The organism is Nocardia sp. Tas62D01, from assembly GCF_055232035.1.
On the sequence record NZ_JBUYUZ010000001.1, the window covers coordinates 6,754,535 to 6,774,833 of the forward strand.

Here is a 20,299-nt window from a genome sequence, read left to right on the forward strand (position 1 = left end):
GCATGATCACCGGGCTCGCCCATGGCCAACTGATTGCGTGATTTCTAAACTAACTAACTAACTACCTAGCGAGTTAGAAGGAGAACACCCGTGACTGATCGCTCCGCGTCCACCCTGTCCCCGTTGGCCCCGACCGATCACCCGGGCATCGCTGCTTGGGTCGAGGAGGTCGCCGGGCTGACCGCGCCGGATCGCATTGCATGGTGCGACGGATCCCGGCAGGAGTGGGACCGGCTCACCGCGGAACTCGTCGCCAAGGGCACCTTCGTCCCCCTGGCCGGGAAGCCGAATTCGTTCTGGTGTGTATCGGATCCCGACGATGTGGCGCGGGTGGAGGACCGGACCTTCATCTGTTCGGAGTCCCAGCTCGACGCTGGGCCGACGAACAACTGGGTGGACCCGGTCGGCATGCGCTCGGTGATGACCGAGCATTATCGGGGCGCGATGGTGGGCCGGACCATGTATGTGATCGCGTTCTGCATGGGGCCTTTGGACGCGGCGGAGCCGAAATATGGTGTGCAGATCACCGATTCGGAGTATGTCGCGGTCTCGATGCAGATCATGACGCGATCCGGCGCTCCGGTGTGGGAGAAGCTCACCACCGGTACCGAATTCGTGCGGTGCCTGCACTCGGTGGGTGCGCCGCTGGCCGCGGGTGACACCGACGTGCCGTGGCCGTGCGACCAGACCAAGTACATCGCGCATTTCCCGGAGTCGCGCACCATCTGGAGCTACGGCTCCGGCTACGGCGGCAACGCACTGCTGGGTAAGAAGTGCTTCGCGCTGCGGATCGCCTCGGTGCTGGGCCGCGACGAAGGCTGGCTGGCCGAGCACATGCTCATCCTCAAACTCACCTCCCCGCGACAGAAGGTGCACTACATTGCGGCAGCGTTCCCGTCCTCGTGCGGCAAGACCAACCTCGCGATGCTCGAACCGGCCCTCGCAGGCTGGAAAGCCGAGACCGTCGGTGACGACATCGCCTGGATGCGTTTCGGCGCCGACGGCCGCCTCTACGCGGTGAACCCGGAGGCCGGGTTCTTCGGTGTCGCACCGGGCACCGGCGCCAAAACCAATCCGAACGCGATCGCGACCATCGAACGCGGCAACTCGATCTTCACCAACACCGCGCGCACCGACGACGGCGACGTGTGGTGGGAGGGCCTCACCGATACCCCGCCCGCACACCTCATCGACTGGCATCACCAGGACTGGACACCCGAATCGGGAACCCCTGCCGCACACCCGAATTCGCGTTACTGCACCCCCATCGAACAGTGCCCATCGGTGGCACCGGAATGGAACGACCCGACCGGGGTACCCATCTCGGCGATCTTCTTCGGCGGCCGACGCGCCACCACCGTCCCCCTGATCGCCGAATCCTTCGACTGGGCCCACGGGGTATTCATGGCCTCGACCCTGTCCTCGGAGACCACCGCCGCGGCGGCGGGCAAGGTCGGCGTAATGCGCCGTGACCCGATGGCGATGCTGCCGTTCCTGGGCTATCACATCGGGGACTACTTCGCGCATTGGCTCTCCCTCGGCGCTGGCGCCGACGCGGCGAAGCTGCCGAAGATCTTCCAGGTCAACTGGTTCCGGCGCAGCGGCGACGGGAAGTTCCTGTGGCCGGGATTCGGTGACAACGTTCGAGTGCTGAAGTGGGCGCTGGAGCGCCTGGACGGCACGGCACCCGCCCTGTGGACACCGATCGGGCATGTGCCGACCCCGAACGCACTCGACCTCACCGGTCTCGGTGAGGGCGACCAGTCACTCGTCGGCACGGCCCTAGCCGTCGACAACGAGGAATGGATCACCGAAACCCGCTCCATCGACGAGTGGTACGCCACCATCGGCGGTAACCGGTTGCCCGAGGAGCTGCGCGAGCAGCTGGCCGCATTGAAGCTACGCTTGCTCGGCGCCCGCTGAGTATGCGGATGCTGCTGCCGACCTGGTCGGAATGGAAGCCCGCCGTGCGCGCTCCCGGCGCGGACCTGATGGCCGGTCTGATCGTCGCGTTGGTGGCGCTGCCGCTAGCGCTGGGCTTCGGCATCAGTTCCGGGCTCGGCGCAGCCGCGGGTTTGGCCACCGCGGTCATCGCCGGTGTACTAGCGGCGGTGTTCGGCGGGTCGCGGTTCCAGGTGTCAGGTCCGACCGGCGCGATGACCGTGGTACTCGTGCCGATCGTGGCCGCGCACGGCGCGACCGGGGTCCTCGCGGTCGGCCTCATGGCGGGGCTCGTGCTGGTGGTGCTCGCGTTCGCCGATGTCGGGCGCGCGGTGCGGTACATGCCCGCCCCGGTGATTGAGGGGTTCACCGCGGGGATCGCGGTCGTGATCGCGCTGCAACAGTTCCCGTCCGCCCTCGGCATCGCCCACGCCGAGGGCGAGAAGGTGTGGCAGTCAGCATTCGACGCACTGCGCCGCTTCGTCGCCGAGCCGAGCGTGACGACACCGGTCACCGCGCTGGTAGTGGCCGCGGTCATTCTGATCGGCGGAAGCTACCTGCCGAAACTGCCGTTCGCGCTGGTCGCGGTCGCCGCCGCCACCGTTGCCGCGGCGCTGTTCGACATGGACCTCACGCGCATCGGCACCATCCCGTCGGGCCTGCCCGCACCGTCGCTGGGCTTCGTGCACCTGAACGAGCTGGGGTCGCTGATCGGGCCCGTGCTCGCGGTGGCGGCGTTGGCTGCGCTCGAATCGTTGCTCTCGGCCACCGCCGCGGATTCGATGTGTGTCGGCACCCGGCACAACCCGGACCGGGAACTGCTCGGCCAAGGCTTGGCCAACATCGCGGCACCCCTGTTCGGTGGCGTGCCCGCCACCGGCGCGATCGCCCGCACCGCCGTCAACGTCCGCTCCGGTGCGCGCACCCGGTTGGCCGCGCTCACCCACGTGGTGATTCTGGCCGCGATCATCTACCTCGCCGCGCCACTCGTCGCCGACATCCCCTCGCGGCCCTCGCCGGCGTGCTGCTGGCAACCACGGTGCGCATGGTGGAAACCGAGGCGCTGATCGCGATCGCCCGAGCCTCCCGCGGTGACTCGATCATCATGGTCGTCACCTTCGGCGTCACCGTCGCGCTCGATCTGGTCACCGCCGTTGCGGTCGGTGTCGGGTTCGCCGTCGTGCTCGCCCTGCGATCGGTGGCGCGCGAAGCCCGGCTCGAACAGGTACCCCTCGATGACAGTGACCACCTGGCCGAGGAACACGACCTGCTGCGCGATCACATCGTCGCCTATCGCATCGACGGGCCGCTGTTCTTCGCCGCCGCGCACCGGTTCCTGCTGGAGTTGGCGGAGGTCGCCGACGTCAAGGTCGTCATCTTGCGCATGTCCAAGATCACCGCCCTGGACACCGCTGGTGCGCTGGTACTCAAAGACGCGATCGGCAAGCTCGAGCACCGGCATATCACGGTGCTGCTGTCCGGACTCCGGGCCGACCATCAACGACGGCTGATCGCCATCGGGGCGCTACCGGCAGACGGCCTCGATAGCTTGTTCACCAATACTCGCGGGGCGATAGATCACGCGCGCCGCTACGTGCCGCTGTGCCGGGCACCCGTCGCGCACCGGCGGTCGGCCGAAACCGGCACGCTGGCCACCACCGCGACACGAGAGCGGAGTCTTACCCACATTCCCGGCTGAATCCCGTGCGCGGGCTCGCGGCGGCATGCACCTTGCGGACCAAGGACCCCGGCGGGCTCGAAGCGCACACAACATGCGGGGTTGCATGTTTTCGCAATCAAATAGATTGTTGGCTTGTAATCTGGTAAACCTCTAGCCGTGGGCGAAGTACTGGTAAACATTCCCTCCGTCACTCCCGGCAGCCGATAGGCCGCGCGATGGGCTGGGTGCGCAAGATCCTGCGGGTCGGCCGAGCGGCCGAGCCCGCGCCCGCTGCGCCCGCGACAGCGAATGTTCCTGCCGCCGTGCGTGGTTCGCTGCAGATCCGGCATGTCGACGCAGGCTCGTGCAACGGCTGCGAGGTGGAGATCTCCGGTGCGTTCGGGCCCGTGTACGACGCGGAACGCTACGGCGCACGATTGGTCGCTTCCCCGCGGCACGCGGATGCGTTGCTGGTGACCGGGGTGGTCACCAGGAATATGGCCGAACCGCTGCGACGGACCCTCGAGGCGACACCACAGCCACGCCTGGTCATCGCCTGCGGTGACTGCGCCGTGAACCGGGGCGTGTTCGCCGACGCCTACGGCGTCGTCGGCGCGGTCGGGGATGTGGTGGACGTCGATGTCGAGATCTCCGGTTGCCCGCCGTCGCCGGACCGCATCGTCGCCGCGCTGCGTTCGGTGACCGGGCGGTGACCGCCGCCACGGCAGCCATCGCACCGGCTGCGGAAATCCCGGTGCACCGCAACATTATTGATGCGGTCATCGCCGGAATCGCCACTGCGGCACTGGGTGTGGCGGGCGTGGTGGCCGGGTTGGCCGCGGTGTTCGGCGCCATGGGGTCGGTGTCGGTCGGCTGGCTGCTACCGCTATCGGGTGTGTATTTCCACCTCGATCAGGTCGGCGGATTCTTCATGGCGTTGACCGGTGCGGTGGCCGTGCCTGTCGGTATCTACGTGATCGGCTACGCGCGGCGTTCGCATCTGGACCGGGTGCCGTTGTGGGTGCTGCCGGCGTTCGTGGCGGCGATGCTGGGGGTGCCCGCCGCCGGATCGGTGACGACGTTTCTGCTGATGTGGGAACTGATGGCGATCGCGTCGCTGGTTCTGGTGCTGGCTGAGCATCGGCGACCGGCAGTGCGGTCGGCGGGAGTGTTCTATGCGGTGATGACCCAGCTCGGGTTCGCCGCCATCCTGGTCGGCTTGCTGGTGGCCGCGGCGGCTGCTGGTGGCGCGGATCGGTTCCGAGAGTTCACGGAGCTCTCGGAGGGAACACGCAATGTCGTGTTCGTGCTCACGGTCGTCGGGTTCGGGTCCAAGGCGGGTTTGGTGCCGCTGCACGCGTGGCTGCCGCGCGCGCATCCGGAGGCGCCGAGCCCGGTGTCGGCGCTCATGAGCGCGGCGATGGTGAACCTCGGGATCTACGGCATCATCCGATTCGATGTGCAGCTGTTCGGGCCCGCACCGGGCTGGTGGGGTTCGGCGCTGCTCGTGCTCGGCGGGATCACCGCGCTCTACGGTGTCCTGCAGGCGTCGGTGGCCACCGATCTCAAACGGCTGCTGGCCTTTTCGACCACCGAGAACATGGGCTTGATCGTGCTGGCGCTCGGCGCCGCGATCCTGCTCGCCGATGCAGGCGCCGCCGCGGCAGCCACCGTGGCGATGGCGGCGGCGCTGCTGCATCTGGTGGCGCACGCGGCGTTCAAATGCCTCGGCTTTCTGGCGGCGGGATCGGTGCTGGCCGCGACCGGACTGCGCGACCTCGACCGCCTCGGCGGGCTGGCACGGCGGATGCCGGTGACCACGGCGGTGTTCGGGGTCGCGGCATTGGGTGCGTCCGGGTTGCCGCTGGGAGCGGGGTTCGTCAGCGAATGGCTGATCGTGCAATCGCTGATTCACTCTGGGCGCCATGATGATCCGGTGGTAGCCCTAGCCGCGCCGCTGGCAGTCGGCGCGGTCGCGTTGACCGCGGGTCTCGGTGTCGCAGCGATGGTCAAAGCTTTCGGGGTCGGGTTCCTGGCGCGTCCCCGGTCCCAGGAGGCCACCGACGCTCGGGAAGCCCCTGCGTCGATGCTCGGCGCGATGATGCTCGCGGCCTGCGCGTGTCTGGTGCTGGGGGTCGCGCCACTGGTGTTCGGTCCGGTCCTGGCGCGGGTCCTCGCCGTCCTGCCGCCCTCGCGCGATGTCGCGTTCACCGGTCTCGCCGCGACCGTGCGGCTGCCCGGGCTGTCGGGGTCGATCGCGCCCACCGTGATCGCGGTCGCGCTGATCGCGGCGATCCTCGCCGCACTGGGGGTGACCCGATGGCGGGCCCGGCACCGACCCGCGGCGGCCGTGCTGCCGTTGTGGGCGTGCGGAGCGGATCAGCCGAACGCGCGCATGCAGTACACGGCGACCTCGTTCGCCGAGCCGATGCAGCGCGTCTTCGACGATGTACTGCGCCCGGACACCGACATCGAGATCACCCCGCACGCCGAATCCCGGTACCTGGTGGACTCGGTCGCCTACCGGGCCCGCATCACCGACACCATCGAGGAAAGGTTGTATCGACCGGTGACCGCCGCGATCCGGCGGGCGGCGTTGGTGGTCGCCCGCGCCCACACCGGCAGCGTGCACCTGTATCTGGCCTACGGCGCGGTCGGTGTTCTGATCGCGTTGCTGGTGGCGCGATGAACGTCATGTCCTATGCGGCCGGGGCCGTCCAGATCGGCGGTGTCATCCTCGGTGCCCCACTGGTGCTCGGGGCGATGCGCCAAGTCCGTGCACACCTGGAAGGCCGCGCCGGGGCCGGGATCAGCCAACCGTGGCGAGATCTGCGCAAGCAACTGCGCAAACAGTCGATCACCCCGGAAGGAACCACGATCGTATTTGCCGCCGCCCCAGCGGTTCTCGCGGGCACGTCGCTGTTGATCGCCGCGATCGCGCCACTGGTCGCCACCGGGTCACCGCTGGACGGTGCCGCCGATCTGTTCGCGGTGGTCGGTCTGCTGTTCCTGGGCACCGTCGCATTGACGTTGGCCGGTCTCGACACCGGCACCGCGTTCGGCGGGATGGGCGCGAGCCGGGAGACCGTGATCGCCGCACTGGTCGAGCCGACCATCCTGCTGTCGGTGTTCGCGCTGTCCATTCCAGCGGGGTCGTCGAATCTCGGTGCGCTGGTAGCGAACACGCTGGAGCATCCGGGGCGGGTGGCGTCGGTGGCCGGGGTGCTGGCCGCAGCGGCGCTGGTGATCGTGATCATCGCCGAAACCGGCCGGTTACCGGTCGACAATCCGGCGACCCATCTGGAATTGACGATGGTGCACGAGGCGATGGTCCTCGAATACGCCGGTCCTCGGTTGGCGTTGGTCGAATGGGCCGCTGCGATGCGGTTGACCGTCCTGTTGGCGTTGCTGTCGAATCTGTTCCTGCCGTGGGGGATCGCGAGTACGACGCCGACCGTGCTCGAGGTGGGTGTCGGTGTCGTCGCGATCGTGGTGAAAGTCTTTGTGCTGGCGGTGCTGCTGGCGGGCGCGGAGGTGTTCATCGCGAAACTGCGACTGTTCCGGGTACCCGAACTCTTGGCCGGGTCGTTCCTGCTGGCTTTGCTGGCGGTCACGGCCGCGAACTTCTTCACCCCGCGAGGGTGAGCGTGTGATGACCACGGAGACAGCGCTATGACCCAAGCCGGCTACGTGAGCGTGCTCGACTTCGCCGCGGGCGGTCTGCTGCTGGCCGCGGTGTTGGTGGTGTGGCGCCGCGACCTCGGTGCCATCGCGTGGCTGCTCGCCGCGCAAGGTGTTGCGCTGGCAGCGATTCCGATCGTCGGAGGCGTACACGACGGGGACACCGCCCTGCTGATCGTCGGTGTCGTGGTGCTGGTGTTGCGGGCGGGCGTGCTGCCTGCGTTGTTGGCGCGCGCCGCGGGGGCCGAGCGCCGCGAGTACCGCGAGGCCACCCCGCTGGTGAACACCGCCTCCTCCCTGCTCGTCGCGGCCGGGCTGACCGTGGTCGCGTTCGCGGTGACCCGGCCGCTGGCCGAGTTGGAACCGGGACCGGCGACCGACGCGGTGCCCGCCGCGTTCGCGCTCGTGCTGATCGCGTTGTTCGTGATGGCCACGCGCCGCCACGCGATCTCCCAGGCCGCCGGATTCCTCATGCTCGACAACGGCGTTGCGGCAACGGCGTTTCTGCTTACCGCCGGGGTTCCGCTGATCGTCGAACTCGGTGTGTCCCTGGACGTGTTCTTCGCGGTCGCGGTCATCGGCGTACTGACCGGGCGGCTGCGGCGTGCTTTCGGCGGCGCCGACCTCGACCAGTTGCGGGAGCTGCACGACTGATGACTGCACTGGTATTGCTCGCGATCCTCACACCCGTCACCGCCTCGATGACCGGCGCCATCGCCGGATGGCGCCGCGCCACAGCACGACTCACCATGCTCGCCGCCCTCACGGTGCTCGGCTGCGCCGCTGCGCTCGGCGCGCGCCTAGCCGGTACCGAACATCTGCTGGCGGGTGGGTTGTTGCGGGCTGATGCCCTGTCGGTGACGATGCTGAGCGTTATCGGTGTCGTCGGCACTCTGGCGACCTGGGCCGGGATCGGCTATATCGACGCCGAACTCGCGCATGGTCACACCGATCCGCAAGGCGCCAGGGTATACGCGGGGCTGGTTCCGGCGTTCCTGGCCGCGATGGTGCTTGCGGTGTGCGCCAACAACATCGGCGTCATCTGGGTGGCGGTGGAGGCCACCACGATCGCCACCGCGTTCCTGGTCGGGCACCGGCGCACCAAGTCCGCACTGGAGGCGACCTGGAAGTATGTCGTGATCTGCTCGGTCGGGATCGTGGTTGCCTTCCTGGGCACGGTGTTGCTCTACTTCGCGGCTCGCCATGCCGGGGCGCCCACCGAACATGCCCTCGACCTCGATGTCCTGCTCGCCCACGCGGGTGACCTCGATCCCGCGGTAACTCGTCTGGCCGGTGCGCTGCTGCTGATCGGATATGGCGCCAAGGTCGGGTTGGTGCCGTTCCATACCTGGCTCGCCGACGCGCACAGCCAAGCACCCGCGCCGGTGTCGGCGTTGATGAGCGGGGTGCTGCTGGCGGTGGCGTTCTCGGTGCTGCTGCGGGTGAAGTCGATCGTGGATATCGCGGCCGGGCCCGGTTTCCCCCGCTCCGGGCTGTTGACCATCGGACTGCTCACCTTGGCCGTCGCCGCGCTGATGCTTACCGTGACAAGGGATGTCAAACGGATGCTGGCCTACTCCTCGATGGAGAACATGGGGCTGATCGCGCTCGCCGCGGCTGCCGGGACCGAACTCGCGATCGCCGCTCTGCTGCTGCACGTGCTCGCACACGGCATCAGCAAGACCGTGCTGTTCCTGGCCACCGGACCGGTGCAGGCCGTGCACGAATCCACCGCGATCGCCGCGATCACGGGTGTGGCCGCGCGCTCCCGGCTGATCGGCACCGCGTTCACGGTGGGCATAGTTGCGCTGCTGGGTTTGCCGCCGTTCGCGATGTTCGCCAGCGAACTTGCCATCGCTCGCTCGCTCACCGACGCGCGACTGGCGTGGGCGCTCGGCGTCGGTCTGGTTTTGATCGCGATCGCCTTCGCCGCGCTGATCCGCAACGCGGCCAGGATTCTGCTCGGCTCCCCACCCGCCGCCGCGCCCGCGATCACCGTCCCGGCGACCACGGCGGCCGCACTGATCGTCGGCGCGGTGGCCTCGGTCGTGTTGGGTGTCACCGCTGGAGGGTTCACCGATCTGTTCACCACCGCCGCGAACCAGGTGAGCGGGCGATGACCGACCATGAACGGATCCGCCGCGTCGTCTCCGGTGACGAATTGGCCGATGCCGCAGAGGAACTCCTCGATGCGGGCTTCCGGTTGGCGTTGACCGCCGCACACGACGACGGGCCGATGCTGCGGGTGGTGTATCTGTTCCTGGCCGGGCGCCCCGACCGCCGGATCGAGCTGGAATGCTCGCTGCCCGCCGCCGATCCGGTCCTGCGGTCGCTGGCCTACCTGTCGTTCCCGGCTGGTCGGTTCGAGCGGGAAATGCTGGACCTGTACGGGATTCGGCTGCTCGGGCATCCGCGTCCACGCAGGCTGGTGCGGCACGCACACTGGCCAGAAGACTGGCATCCGATGCGCGCCGACGCAGGCACTGCGCCCGACTTCGGCGGCTCCGGTGAACTGCGATTCCTGACCGTCGCCGGTGCCGGGGTCTACGAGATCCCTGTCGGGCCTGTGCACGCCGGGCTGATCGAACCGGGCCACTTCCGGTTCTCGGTGGTCGGGGAGACAATCGTGCGGCTCAAAGCGCGACTTTGGTACGTGCACCGCGGGATCGAGCGATTGTTCCATGGCCGACCGGCTGCCGGTGCGGTGGAGCTCGCCGAGCGGATCAGCGGCGACACCTCGGCCGCGCACGCGCTCGCGCACAGCCTTGCCGTCGAAGATGCCTGCGGTATCAGCCTCCCCGACGAGGTGCACCGGCTGCGGGCGATGCTTGTCGAGCTGGAGCGTCTCTACAACCACGCCGCCGATCTGGGCGCCCTCGCCAACGATGTCGGCTTCGGCCTCGCGAACTCCCACGCCCAGCGGATCCGCGAACAGCTGCTGCGGATGAATGCCGCTGTCACCGGGCACCGGCTACTGCGCGGCGCGATCCGCCCGGGTGGGGTTGTGCTGCAAGCACTTCCCGACCCTCGAGAGTTGGGCTCGATAGCCGCCGATCTCGCCGAAGTAGCTGAGCTGACCTTGGGGAACGCGGGGATCTACGACCGATTCGCCGGCACGGGGGTCCTCGCCGGCGACGATGCCCGCGCGCTCGGTTGCCTCGGGGGCCCCGCCCGCGCCAGCGGGGTCGCGACCGACGCCCGCATCGAGCACCCCACTGTCGAACTGCCGGTGACCGAGATCGGTGCCACCAGCGGTGACGTGCTCGCCCGCTACACCGTGCGGCGCGACGAGTTCGCCGCCTCGACCGCACTCGTCGTCGCGCTCGTCGAAAGCCACAGTGGACCACTGGAATTCACTGCCGCCCCGACCAATGCTTATCGGGCAGGCAGCGGCGTCGGCATCGTGGAGGGTTGGCGCGGCACCATCGTGCACAGGGTGGAACTCGGTGACGGCGGGTGGATCACCCGCGCCAAGATCGTCGACCCCTCCTGGTTCAACTGGCCCGCCCTGCCCGTCGCCATAACCGACACGATCGTCCCGGACTTCCCCTTGGTGAACAAGAGCTTCAATCTCTCCTACGCAGGCAACGACCTATAGCTGAGCGGCTTCAGTTGTGAAATCCGATGTCAGGTGATCGCGCATGTGGTGTCCCCGTGCCAGCGAAGGTGGAGCATGGTCAGGTTCTCTGACCCAGTGGGCCATCATCGTCAGTGGCAGACCGTAATCCGTGTTCTGCCACTGAAGTTGACCCCAGCTGCGCGTTTAGGGCCGGTGGCGGCCATCTAGTTGTCGGTGTGAGATGGGATGCTTCGGACATGATCGCGTGGAACCTGCTTGTCATCGAGAGGGCACTGCGGGCGAGCTGGGCTGCTGACACCTGCTCTGCGGATGACCTCGCTCGCGCCGGCTGGCAGCCCGGTAACCCTGCCCGGGGACACTGCGACATCACGGCCTTGATCGTCAATGACCTCTTCGGAGGTGACCTGATGGTCGGCGAAGTGCACCTTGATGGGGAACAGCATGGCTTTCACTGGTGGAACCGGCTACCCAGCGGCGTCGAGCTCGACCTGACTCGTGATCAGTTCCAGCTCGGTCAGACTGTGATAGCGGCTCGTGTTGTCCAACGTCCGCCCGGTCCCTTATCCCGCCGGTGGAGTGAGTATCTCCTACTGCGCGAGCGTGTTATCGGACGTCTCGGTCACCTGCCAGCACCCGCCCTGTGACCGGGCACTATCCGGGAACTCTTTGAAGCGACTACAGCGCCCGCTGCGGAGGTTGGTGGTTGCCCGACGACGGTGCGGGGGCGCTGTTGGCGATCGCCGTCAGATGGTGACGGTGATGATGTCGCTGGTCGTGGTGATTTCCTTGGTGTCATAGTGCTGGCTTCGGATGGCGTCTTCGATGATCTGGGTGTTGTGGCCGCAGAACACGACGATCGCGAGGGTGCTGGGGTCGATGGCCTGCACGACGGCGTGCGCGGAGACCGTGGTGTGGGCGAGCTCGGTGAGCTCGAGGTGGGAGATGGTGTTTCCGAGTTGGGTGATGGTGGTCATCGGTCGCTTCCTGTCTCGGTGGATGTTGCTGTGGTGAGGCGACGTTTGAGGGCGGCGAGTTCCTCGCGCAAGGGGAAGGGGAGTTTGTTGGCGCCGATGGTGGCGTACCAGTCCCCGATCGACCAGGTTTCAGTGACCCATTCGGCGCGGTCGACCGCCAGTGCCGCACGCAGGTTCGCGTCGTCGAGGTCCAAACCGTGCAGATCGAGAGCCTCAGGGGTGGGCACGAAGCCGATGGGGGTCGGATGTGCATCAGCGGTGCCGGTGATGCGTTGCAGCGCCCATTTCAGGACGCGGGAATTCTCCCCGAAGCCGGGCCACAGGAACTTTCCGTCCTCGTCACGCCGGAACCAGTTGACGTAGAAGATCTTCGGCAGCTTGTCGGGATTGCCGTGGGTACCGATATCGAGCCAATGCTGGAAGTAGTCCCCGACGTGGTAGCCCAGAAACGGCAGCATCGCCATCGGGTCACGGCGCACGACACCGACTCGGCCGGTCGCGGCGGCGGTGGTCTCAGAGGACAGGGTGGAGGCGAGGAACACCCCGTGCTGCCAGCTGAACGATTCGGTGACCAGCGGGATGGTGGTGGCGCGGCGGCCACCGAAGAAGATCGCCGAAATCGGCACCCCACGGGGGTCATTCCATTCGGGAGCGACGGTGGGGCACTGCGCGATCGGGGTGCAGTAGCGCGAATTAGGGTGCGCGGCAGGGGTTCCCGAGGTCGGTGTCCAGTCCTGGCGCCGCCAATCGGTGAGATGGGCGGGCGAGGTATCGGTCATACCCTCCCACCAAATGTCGCCGTCGTCGGTGAGAGCGGTGTTGGTGAAGATCGAGTTACCGGCGGCGATGGTCGCCATGGCGTTGGGATTGGTGTCGGCGCTGGTGCCGGGTGCGACGCCGAAGAACCCGGCCTCGGGATTGACAGCATAGAGACGGCCGTCGTCACCGAAACGCATCCAGGCGATGTCGTCGCCGATGGTTTCCGCGGTCCACCCCTCGAGGGTGGGTTCGAGCATGGCCAGGTTCGTCTTCCCACACGAGGAGGGGAACGCCGCGGCGATGTAATGCACCTGCTGCTCGGGTGAGGTGAGTTTGAGGATGAGCATGTGCTCGGCCAGCCAGCCTTCATCGCGGGCCATGGTGGAGGCGATGCGCAGCGAATAGCACTTCTTACCCAGCAACGCGTTGCCGCCATAACCGGAGCCGTAGCTCCAGATCATGCGCTCCTCAGGGAAGTGGGAGATGTATTTGGTGTGGGCGCACGGCCACGTCAGATCGAGCTGTCCCGGGCGTAGTGGAGCGCCGACCGAGTGCAGGCAGCGGACGAACTCGGTGCCTGAATCGAGTTGGTCCCACACCGGCTTCCCAGAGCGGGTCATGATCTGCATGGACACCGCCACATATTCCGAATCAGTGATCTGCACACCATATTTCGGCTCCGCCGCATCCAACGGGCCCATGCAGAACGCGATCACATACATCGTTCGCCCGGCCATGGCACCGCGATACTCCTCGGTCATGACGATCTTCATGTCGACCGGATCCATCCAATTGTTCGTCGGCCCAGCATCGGCCTCGACCTGCGAACAGATGAAGGTGCGGTCCTCGACGCGGGCGACGTCCTCGGGATCGGATGCGCACCAAAACGAGTTGAGCTTGCCCGACAACCGGACGAAGGTGCCCTTGCCCACCAGATGCGTTGTCAGCGTGCGCCATTCGTCGTCGGATCCGTCACACCACACCACCCGGTCGGGTGTGGTCATGTCGGCGACGCCCTCGACCCAGTCGCTGATCCCGGGATGACGGTAAGGGGCGGGGGTCATGCCGGAGATGGTCGAGGCGGTCACGAGTGGTTCTCCTTTGCCGTGGTGGTTCGGCGGGATAAGGGTGCAGGCGGTTATGGGTGTGGATGCTGCGCGGCCCGCGCGGCCAGGGTTCTGCTCACATGCCGGGCGACAGCGGAAACCAGCAGCCGATGCGCCGGATCGGGCAGCGTCCGATCGGCGGGGGTGATCAGGGCTATCGCGCGGGCCGCCGCGGCCAGCGCATCGACGGTCAACACCGAACAGTCGTGACCACACAGGGCGCTGAGCAGACCTGGCAGCGCCAGGGTGGCCAGGTCGAACAGGTCAGTCGGGACCGACAGGATGCGCCCCGGCGCCGCCAACGGCGACACCGTGCCCGTGAGATCGATCAGGACATCGTGATACGCCATCAACCGGCGCAGCGGAAGCGCCGAGGCGTCACGCTGATAGAAGTTGGTGACCGTCCCCGCACCAGCACCACGCAGCACCGGCTCGAGGCGCGGCGCGCTATCAGCACCGGTCACCATCACCCGACCCCGCCCCGGTGGCACCCCGCGTGCACGCAACCTCGCCACCGCCGCGGCAGCGAGTGCAGCACTGACGACATCGAGCTCGGTCACGACCAACGGCCCTGCAGCCGCGGTCGCCTCCGCTTGCACCGCCATCGAATCCGCAGACCGCAACCCGATGACGAACACCGCCGCCACCCTCTTCGGGAGACTCATCACCCGCGCGGCGACTGCTGGTACCTCGCTATAGGTCAGCGGCAGCGCCAACGCGCGCATCGCGGTGCGCTCACCGATCAACGCGGTGTAATCCTCCATCGCCGCCCAGCATGTGCGGGCCACCCGATCGCCCCGACCGCGACCGGGTGGTTGCGACACCGCTATCACGCCGACGTCGATCCCGGTCGAGCGTGGTCCGCCAGACATGGTTGCGTCGTCTTCGGCAGCGGAATCGGTGGTCACCGTCGGTGCAGATCCAATCTGTGTAAGGTACGCACTTTAGAAATCCTGCAATCAGAGGGTAGGCGTTGCTGGCTTCGCCTCGGGGGGCGGGGTCAGCCGGTGGATTCGGTGATCAGCGCGGGTTCAGACAGCTCTTCGAGCAATTCGGCTTGCCCGGCGACAACCCCGGTGAGAATGGCCCGCGCCACCGTCAACAGCTCCGCGACACGCGGCGATGTCAAGGCATAAGACACCGACAACCCTTCACGGCGCGCGGTCACCAACCCAGTGCGACGCAGGATCGACAACTGCTGCGACAGATTGGCCGGCTCGATACCGACCTCGGGCAACATCTCCGACACCGCGTAATCGCGTTCACTGAGCAGCTCCAGCACCCGGATCCGCGCGGGATGACCGAGCGTCTTGAAGAAATCGGCCTTCATCCGATAGAGCGGCTGACGCGAATCCGCCATGACGTCCTCCACTCCCCGCATATCCACGGCTCCCGAGATTGATTTCTAATCTTAGCAACTCGTAGACCGATCGGGGTGATCCGCCATCGTCGGATGCCGTTGCCAGCGTAGGCGAGGTCCAGGCTCGATGTGGCCACCAGCAGATCGAGAGTGCAGCGGTGTTACAGCCGTCGTGCCCCAATTCGCATCGGCGGCACCATCGGCTTGGTGGTGGATGCTGCGTCGACGGATGCCTTGTACAGCACCACGTGCGCGCTGTACCGCACCGGTGTTCGTGGTGCTGGGCACCTGGTGCGGCGCCTAAACTCGCCTACCCGGCTTCGCCCTAACGACGATTGGGTGCGCGACGGTAGGGCGTGCTGGTTGCCCGCGCGCCGCGGGTGGACATGGTCGCCACCGGCTGCGCGACACCCGAGAATACCTCGGCCATCATGTTGCGGCCCAACCGTTTACGGGCTTGGGTGATCCCACTCGGTGCGCCTTCGTCGCCCAGCTCGATGCGCCACCTCGAGCAGCTTCGGGATGGTCGCGATGATGTCGTCCTCGTGGATCGAGTCCTTCGTGAGCAGCGTCGCGATCGCGTCCGGGGTCGCCCACCCGGAACGCAGCCAACTTCGTATCGCCGTCTCACGGACGACGACATCCGGATCCTTCAGGGCCGCCACGATAACCGGCCGATGCTCGGCGACGACCGCCATGAATACCGCCGTTTCCCGTCGAAACAGCTCGCCGCGGTAGAGATCGTCGAGGACCGCACCCATGTCCCCCGAATCAGCCAACAGCCGTGCCTCGTGCGCGAGCAATCGCAATCGGTCAGGGTAAGCCAGCGAATCGATTTCGATCAGCAGTTGTTCGTACACGGAAGACACGTGTGAATCATGGTCCGACACCCCGAAGCGAGTCCATCACCCACTCCCCACGGCTGAGTGCCGTCCAAATTCACGGATACTCGATCTTGAACCCAGCACCTAGTGCCGTCGGAATCGGTGGACAAGTGCCGTCCGTAACCATGGACGCAGCCACGCGCAGGAAGTACGTATTGGAGGCCACGTCCCCACCTCGGTAGGCCGGGTGGCCGCGGTAGGTGTCCGCGCACCACTGCCACACATGGCCGGTCAGACGATGACTGCTCAGCTGTAGCAATTCGGTCGTTGTGCTAAGGCTGCGCGTCATACTTCCGCCGCCGGTATGCCTTGGATCGGCGCAAAGGCGGGGGAGCAGAACCGGATATCGGCACGATGGCCGACGCCGGGCCACAGCACCGTGCCGCAGACCTGACACTTAATCCCCGACAGGATCCAGCCGTCCGGGATCGCGCCAACGAGCTGCAACCGCGTGCACTTCGCCATCACACCGATGATCTCGGTGCGGATCGCTGTCGGCTGCGCTGCCCTGATCCGGGCGCGGTAAGCCCTTGCGGCGCAGGCGTTCCGCAGTAGCGCCGCCGTGAATTAGCATCTCGCGGCAATCGCGTCTTGCAGCTGGCGCACCGGCGAGGCGGCGGCCCGTATTTTCCGACGTACACCACCGCCGCTCGCGCCCAGTTCTACCGGAAGGCACGCGGTCACCGGCGCGGTCGCGGCGTGGAAAATCAGCACCGGCTATCAGCCCGACCTCGAAGCGGGTGCTTGGTCGAGCTCGTCTCAACCACATGATTCGAAAAGGGTTACGGCCGCGATGAATAGTTGGGGGCATCTGCGGTGATGGAGACGTCATGCGGGTGGCTTTCGCGCATGCCCGCTGCAGTGATTCGCATCAGCTGGGCCTGGTGCAGTTCCGGGATTGTGCGTGTGCCGGCGAATCCCATACCGGCGCGCAGGCCGCCGACCAGCTGGTGCAAAACATCCGGCAGGGGCCCGCGGAATGGGGTGCGTCCCTCGATGCCTTGGGGGACGAGTCGTTCCTCTGCGAGTACGTCGTCCTGGAAGTAGCGGTCTTTCGAGTAGGACTTGCCTTCCTCGCCGCGTCCGCGCATTGCCGCCAGAGAGCCCATTCCGCGGTAGACCTTGTACTGCTTGTTGCCGACCAGCACGATGTCGCCGGTCGATTCGGCTGTGCCTGCGAGCAGGCTTCCTAGCATGACCGTACTTGCTCCTGCGGCAATTGCTTTCGCGATGTCGCCGGAGTATTGGATGCCGCCGTCGGCGATGACGGGGATTCCTGCTGGGCCGCATGCGGCGTATGCCTCGGCGATGGCGGTGATCTGTGGAACTCCGACACCGGCCACCACGCGTGTGGTGCAGATCGAGCCTGGTCCAACACCTACTTTGACGCCGTCGGCGCCCGCGTCGACCAGTGCTTGGGCTCCCGCGCGTGTGGCGACGTTGCCGCCGACGACGTCAACCTTGTCGCCGAATTCTTTTTTGAGCCGGGTGACCATATCGAGGACGTCGCGGTGATGCCCGTGTGCAGTGTCGACCATGATCACGTCGATGGATGCGTCAGCCAATGCCATGGCCCGGTTGTAGCCATCCTCGCCCACACCGATCGCGGCACCGACCAGCAGACGGCCCTGGTCATCACGCACCGCGAGCGGGTAGTTATCACTTTTCACGAAGTCCTTGACCGTGCGCAGCCCGGCCAGCTTTCCCGCTTCGTCGACGATCGGCAGTTTCTCGACCTTGTTGGCGCGCATCATGGCCAACGCGTCGTCCGGAGTTACTCCAACGGGAGCGGTGATCAGGGGCGTCTTGGTCATAACTTCAGCGACGGGCCTGGACATGTCGCGTTCGAACCGCATATCGCGGTTGGTGATGATTCCGACGAGGAGTCCGTTGTCGTCGACCACGGGCACACCGGAAATCCGGAACCTCGCGCACAGGTCATCGACGTGCTGCAGGGTTGCATCCGGTGTGCATGTGACAGGGTCGATGACCATTCCCGCCTCAGAGCGTTTCACGATCTCGACCTGTCCGGCCTGTGCCTCGACGGGCAGGTTGCGGTGCAGGACACCGAGACCACCGTGGCGGGCCATGGCTATCGCCATGCGTGCTTCGGTGACGGTGTCCATCGCCGCGGACACGATCGGCACACTCAGCACCACATTGCGTGAAACCCGGGTCGTGGTGTTGACCCCACTCGGGATCACATCCGAATCGGCTGGCACGAGCAGCACATCATCGAATGTCAGGCCGATCGGCAGATCGGACAGTGCTACCTCGACGCGGGTATTCATGCGGGTGACCAGCTCCTCAGCACGGAATTAGGGCGGAACGGTGGTGGGAGTGTAACAACGGCCCCTGGCCTAGCTGGCCGAGGGTGAATCCGAAAGTCGCTGGAGCGGAGGGAGATACCTGCGTGCCGGTGAAATCTCACGACGAGTCCAGGGTTCATGCCGACCGGAACTGTCGATGCGCCACGGAATTGAGTCGCTCATTCCATCGCCACATCGCCAAGACGAGCCAGAGCAAGTCCACTGGCCACGTCGCGAGGTCATCGGGCGGCATGGTGAAGAGGGTGGCGACGAGCGGGTCGGCGCGAAGAAGTTGTTCGTGACGCCGGGCGAGCGTCACCAGACTGCGGTGCAACGCGCCCTTCGCCGGGTAAGGGAAGACAGCTTTCGGCCGCGACAGCACGGTGTCCGGAATGATCCTGTCCATGCTCGCACGCAGCAGCATCTTGCCTTGCCGGGACTGCGGGTGGATGTGGCGCTCGAATGGTGCGGCGAAGCACCATTCGACGATCGGGTGATCCAGGAATGGGAAGCGCGCCTCGATGGTCATGCGCATGGCGAGGAAGTCCTCGAACTGGACGATTCTGGCCACTTGGGTGCCCACCAGTAGACGGTGTGCGCGCTCGATGGCTGTTCCCGGTTCACTGTGCAGGATCTCCAGCACCGCGGCGTCAGCGGTGGGGCGGTGGCGCAGTACGTCGCTGGACAGGCCGGGGGCTTGGCGGGAGGCGGGTAGTCGACGGATAAGGTGTCGCGGACACGTCCGGCCCCTTCGCCTGTCAATTGCACTCTGCTACCAACTCTACGAGAAACAACCGACCGCGGCCGACCACCCGCGGTGGCACCGAACAACGTTGACGCGCAGGTCCATCCGAACCAACTCGCTCGGATCGGTTGCGGTGCGAATCATCTACTACCAGAGCGGGATTCGGCGGGGCCGTGTTCACCGCGGGACAGGTCGCGGCTGCGGCGCGGCGGGCCACTCGCTCCTCGGCTTCTCCTGCGACTCGTCCTCGGCACGCAGTTCTCGCGCCCGCAACGGTGGCGGCCCGGGGGAGAGCGGAGCCTGGGGTGGGAGTCGTTGACCGGTTCAGCCTCGCAGGGTGAAGAATGCTGTGCTGCCGATGCCTGCCACCAGGCAGTAGATCGCGAACGGGGTCAAGGTTTTGGTCTCGAAGTACGAGGTGAGGAATTTGACCGAGATGTAGGAGAGCACGCCTGCGACCGCGGAGCCGGCCAGGGCGGGGCCGAGGATGTCGTGGTTTTCGGGCTTGAACAGTTCCGGGGTCTTCAGTACACCGGCCGCGAGGATGACCGGGGTGGCCAGCAGGAAGGCGAAGCGGGCGGCGTCCTCGTGACGCAGGCCCTTGAACAGGCCCGCCACGATCGTGCTGCCGGAGCGGCTGATGCCCGGGAAAAGTGCTGCGATCTGGGCGGATCCGATGAGCAGCGCCTCCTTCACGCTGAGCCGAGACAGCCGCACGTCCGAGGCCCGGTCCGGGTCGGTGACAGGCAGCACGACCGTGTCCTGCATGGACAGGTCGGCGGGCCGCCCGGTCGGGGTCAGCGCCTGCTCGCTCTTGTCGCGGTTGCGCAGCAGTTCGGCCGACAGCAGCACGAATCCGTTGAGCGCCAGGAAGATCGAGGTCGGGATGGGTGTGCCGAGGTAGTTGCGGACCGCCTTCTCCATGACCAGACCGGCGAGGCCGACGGGCACGGTGGCGATGATCAGCAGTACGCCCAATCTGGCTTCGGGGGTGCGGATTTCGCGGATGCGCACCGCGTCCCACAGTCCGGTGAGGATGCGCACCCAGTCGTGCCGGAAGAAGATGACCAGCGCCAGCGCGGTGGCCACGTGCATGGCCACCAGCAGCGCCAGATAGGGCGAGTTTTTGGCGGACATGTCGAGGTCGTTGGCCCACTGCCCGCCGATCCAGGCCGGCATCAGGATGCTGTGCCCGAGACTGGAGACCGGGAACAGCTCGGTTACCCCTTGCAGTGCCCCGACGACGATGGATTCCAGATAGGTGATGGTCATGCGCTTTCCTGTGGTAGGTCCCTGTCGG

General features: G+C 66.6%; 16 protein-coding genes and 1 pseudogene. 9 read left to right on the forward strand and 8 right to left on the reverse strand.

All coding sequences use genetic code 11. From position 1 onward, the window contains the following. Window positions 1-90: 90 nt before the first annotated feature. The 9 genes and pseudogenes from ACV7NQ_RS32210 to ACV7NQ_RS32250 all read left to right on the forward strand — a co-directional run bounded on the left by ACV7NQ_RS32210 (window position 91) and on the right by ACV7NQ_RS32250 (window position 11,506). Window positions 91-1,923, forward strand: coding sequence for a phosphoenolpyruvate carboxykinase (GTP) (locus tag ACV7NQ_RS32210; protein ID WP_463363017.1), 1,833 nt, complete (start codon window positions 91-93; stop codon window positions 1,921-1,923). A 2-nt stretch (window positions 1,924-1,925) separates the two neighbouring features. Further along, window positions 1,926-3,640, forward strand: a pseudogene (locus ACV7NQ_RS32215) (SulP family inorganic anion transporter). 197 nt (window positions 3,641-3,837) lie between these two features. Next, on the forward strand, window positions 3,838-4,314 hold the full coding sequence (locus tag ACV7NQ_RS32220; protein ID WP_463363018.1) for an NADH-quinone oxidoreductase subunit B family protein: 477 nt from the start codon (window positions 3,838-3,840) through the stop codon (window positions 4,312-4,314). Window positions 4,315-4,367: 53 nt separating this feature from the next. After that, a complete protein-coding gene (locus tag ACV7NQ_RS32225) occupies window positions 4,368-6,290 on the forward strand; it encodes a proton-conducting transporter transmembrane domain-containing protein (protein ID WP_463365899.1) in 1,923 nt (640 codons plus the stop codon). Between the two features lie 5 nt (window positions 6,291-6,295). Beyond that, window positions 6,296-7,246 (forward strand): respiratory chain complex I subunit 1 family protein, encoded by a 951-nt coding sequence (locus ACV7NQ_RS32230; RefSeq protein WP_463365900.1) that lies wholly within the window; start codon window positions 6,296-6,298, stop codon window positions 7,244-7,246. A gap of 27 nt (window positions 7,247-7,273) precedes the next feature. Continuing rightward, window positions 7,274-7,936 (forward strand): hypothetical protein, encoded by a 663-nt coding sequence (locus tag ACV7NQ_RS32235; RefSeq protein WP_463363019.1) that lies wholly within the window; start codon window positions 7,274-7,276, stop codon window positions 7,934-7,936. After that, window positions 7,936-9,402: a proton-conducting transporter transmembrane domain-containing protein gene (locus ACV7NQ_RS32240; RefSeq protein WP_463363020.1), complete on the forward strand. Its 1,467-nt coding sequence runs from the start codon at window positions 7,936-7,938 to the stop codon at window positions 9,400-9,402. Before ACV7NQ_RS32235 ends, ACV7NQ_RS32240 begins: the two co-directional genes overlap by 1 nt. Continuing rightward, entirely contained in the window at window positions 9,399-10,880 is a 1,482-nt protein-coding gene (locus ACV7NQ_RS32245) for a hydrogenase large subunit (RefSeq protein ID WP_463363021.1), read from the forward strand. The genes ACV7NQ_RS32240 and ACV7NQ_RS32245 overlap by 4 nt, the downstream gene beginning before the upstream one ends. A gap of 218 nt (window positions 10,881-11,098) precedes the next feature. Beyond that, entirely contained in the window at window positions 11,099-11,506 is a 408-nt protein-coding gene (locus ACV7NQ_RS32250) for a YunG family protein (RefSeq protein ID WP_463363022.1), read from the forward strand. A 99-nt stretch (window positions 11,507-11,605) separates the two neighbouring features. Here ACV7NQ_RS32250 and ACV7NQ_RS32255 read toward each other — a convergent pair whose 3' ends face one another. From ACV7NQ_RS32255 to ACV7NQ_RS32290, 8 genes are all read right to left on the reverse strand, one after another. Continuing rightward, window positions 11,606-11,836 carry a hypothetical protein gene (locus tag ACV7NQ_RS32255; protein ID WP_463363023.1) on the reverse strand — a complete coding sequence of 77 codons (231 nt, stop codon included), beginning with the start codon at window positions 11,834-11,836 and terminating at the stop codon, window positions 11,606-11,608. Next, a complete protein-coding gene (locus ACV7NQ_RS32260; protein WP_463365901.1) occupies window positions 11,833-13,659 on the reverse strand; it encodes a phosphoenolpyruvate carboxykinase (GTP) in 1,827 nt (608 codons plus the stop codon). The genes ACV7NQ_RS32255 and ACV7NQ_RS32260 overlap by 4 nt, the downstream gene beginning before the upstream one ends. Before the next feature lie 74 nt (window positions 13,660-13,733). After that, window positions 13,734-14,465: a hypothetical protein gene (locus ACV7NQ_RS32265; protein ID WP_463363024.1), complete on the reverse strand. Its 732-nt coding sequence runs from the start codon at window positions 14,463-14,465 to the stop codon at window positions 13,734-13,736. Between the two features lie 236 nt (window positions 14,466-14,701). Then, on the reverse strand, window positions 14,702-15,061 hold the full coding sequence (locus tag ACV7NQ_RS32270; protein WP_463363025.1) for an ArsR/SmtB family transcription factor: 360 nt from the start codon (window positions 15,059-15,061) through the stop codon (window positions 14,702-14,704). Window positions 15,062-15,510: 449 nt separating this feature from the next. Further along, on the reverse strand, window positions 15,511-15,930 hold the full coding sequence (locus tag ACV7NQ_RS32275) for a hypothetical protein (protein ID WP_463363026.1): 420 nt from the start codon (window positions 15,928-15,930) through the stop codon (window positions 15,511-15,513). A gap of 797 nt (window positions 15,931-16,727) precedes the next feature. Beyond that, a complete protein-coding gene (gene guaB, locus ACV7NQ_RS32280) occupies window positions 16,728-18,236 on the reverse strand; it encodes an IMP dehydrogenase (protein WP_463363027.1) in 1,509 nt (502 codons plus the stop codon). 154 nt (window positions 18,237-18,390) lie between these two features. Next, a complete protein-coding gene (locus tag ACV7NQ_RS32285; protein WP_463363028.1) occupies window positions 18,391-18,837 on the reverse strand; it encodes an asparagine synthase-related protein in 447 nt (148 codons plus the stop codon). A 486-nt stretch (window positions 18,838-19,323) separates the two neighbouring features. Next, entirely contained in the window at window positions 19,324-20,271 is a 948-nt protein-coding gene (locus tag ACV7NQ_RS32290) for an undecaprenyl-diphosphate phosphatase (RefSeq protein ID WP_463363029.1), read from the reverse strand. Between the last annotated feature and the right edge of the window lie 28 nt (window positions 20,272-20,299).

Bases quoted from the DNA above. Each gene is read 5' to 3' on its own strand.
- ACV7NQ_RS32220 (WP_463363018.1), top strand. From the start codon at position 3,838: ATGGGCTGGGTGCGCAAGATCCTGCGGGTCGGCCGAGCGGCCGAGCCC.
- ACV7NQ_RS32230 (WP_463365900.1), top strand. From the start codon at position 6,296: ATGTCCTATGCGGCCGGGGCCGTCCAGATCGGCGGTGTCATCCTCGGT.
- ACV7NQ_RS32235 (WP_463363019.1), top strand. From the start codon at position 7,274: ATGACCCAAGCCGGCTACGTGAGCGTGCTCGACTTCGCCGCGGGCGGT.
- ACV7NQ_RS32240 (WP_463363020.1), top strand. From the start codon at position 7,936: ATGACTGCACTGGTATTGCTCGCGATCCTCACACCCGTCACCGCCTCG.
- ACV7NQ_RS32245 (WP_463363021.1), top strand. From the start codon at position 9,399: ATGACCGACCATGAACGGATCCGCCGCGTCGTCTCCGGTGACGAATTG.
- ACV7NQ_RS32250 (WP_463363022.1), top strand. From the start codon at position 11,099: ATGATCGCGTGGAACCTGCTTGTCATCGAGAGGGCACTGCGGGCGAGC.
- ACV7NQ_RS32255 (WP_463363023.1), bottom strand. From the start codon at position 11,836: ATGACCACCATCACCCAACTCGGAAACACCATCTCCCACCTCGAGCTC.
- ACV7NQ_RS32260 (WP_463365901.1), bottom strand. From the start codon at position 13,659: ATGACCCCCGCCCCTTACCGTCATCCCGGGATCAGCGACTGGGTCGAG.
- ACV7NQ_RS32265 (WP_463363024.1), bottom strand. From the start codon at position 14,465: ATGGAGGATTACACCGCGTTGATCGGTGAGCGCACCGCGATGCGCGCG.
- ACV7NQ_RS32270 (WP_463363025.1), bottom strand. From the start codon at position 15,061: ATGGCGGATTCGCGTCAGCCGCTCTATCGGATGAAGGCCGATTTCTTC.
- guaB (WP_463363027.1), bottom strand. From the start codon at position 18,236: ATGAATACCCGCGTCGAGGTAGCACTGTCCGATCTGCCGATCGGCCTG.
- ACV7NQ_RS32290 (WP_463363029.1), bottom strand. From the start codon at position 20,271: ATGACCATCACCTATCTGGAATCCATCGTCGTCGGGGCACTGCAAGGG.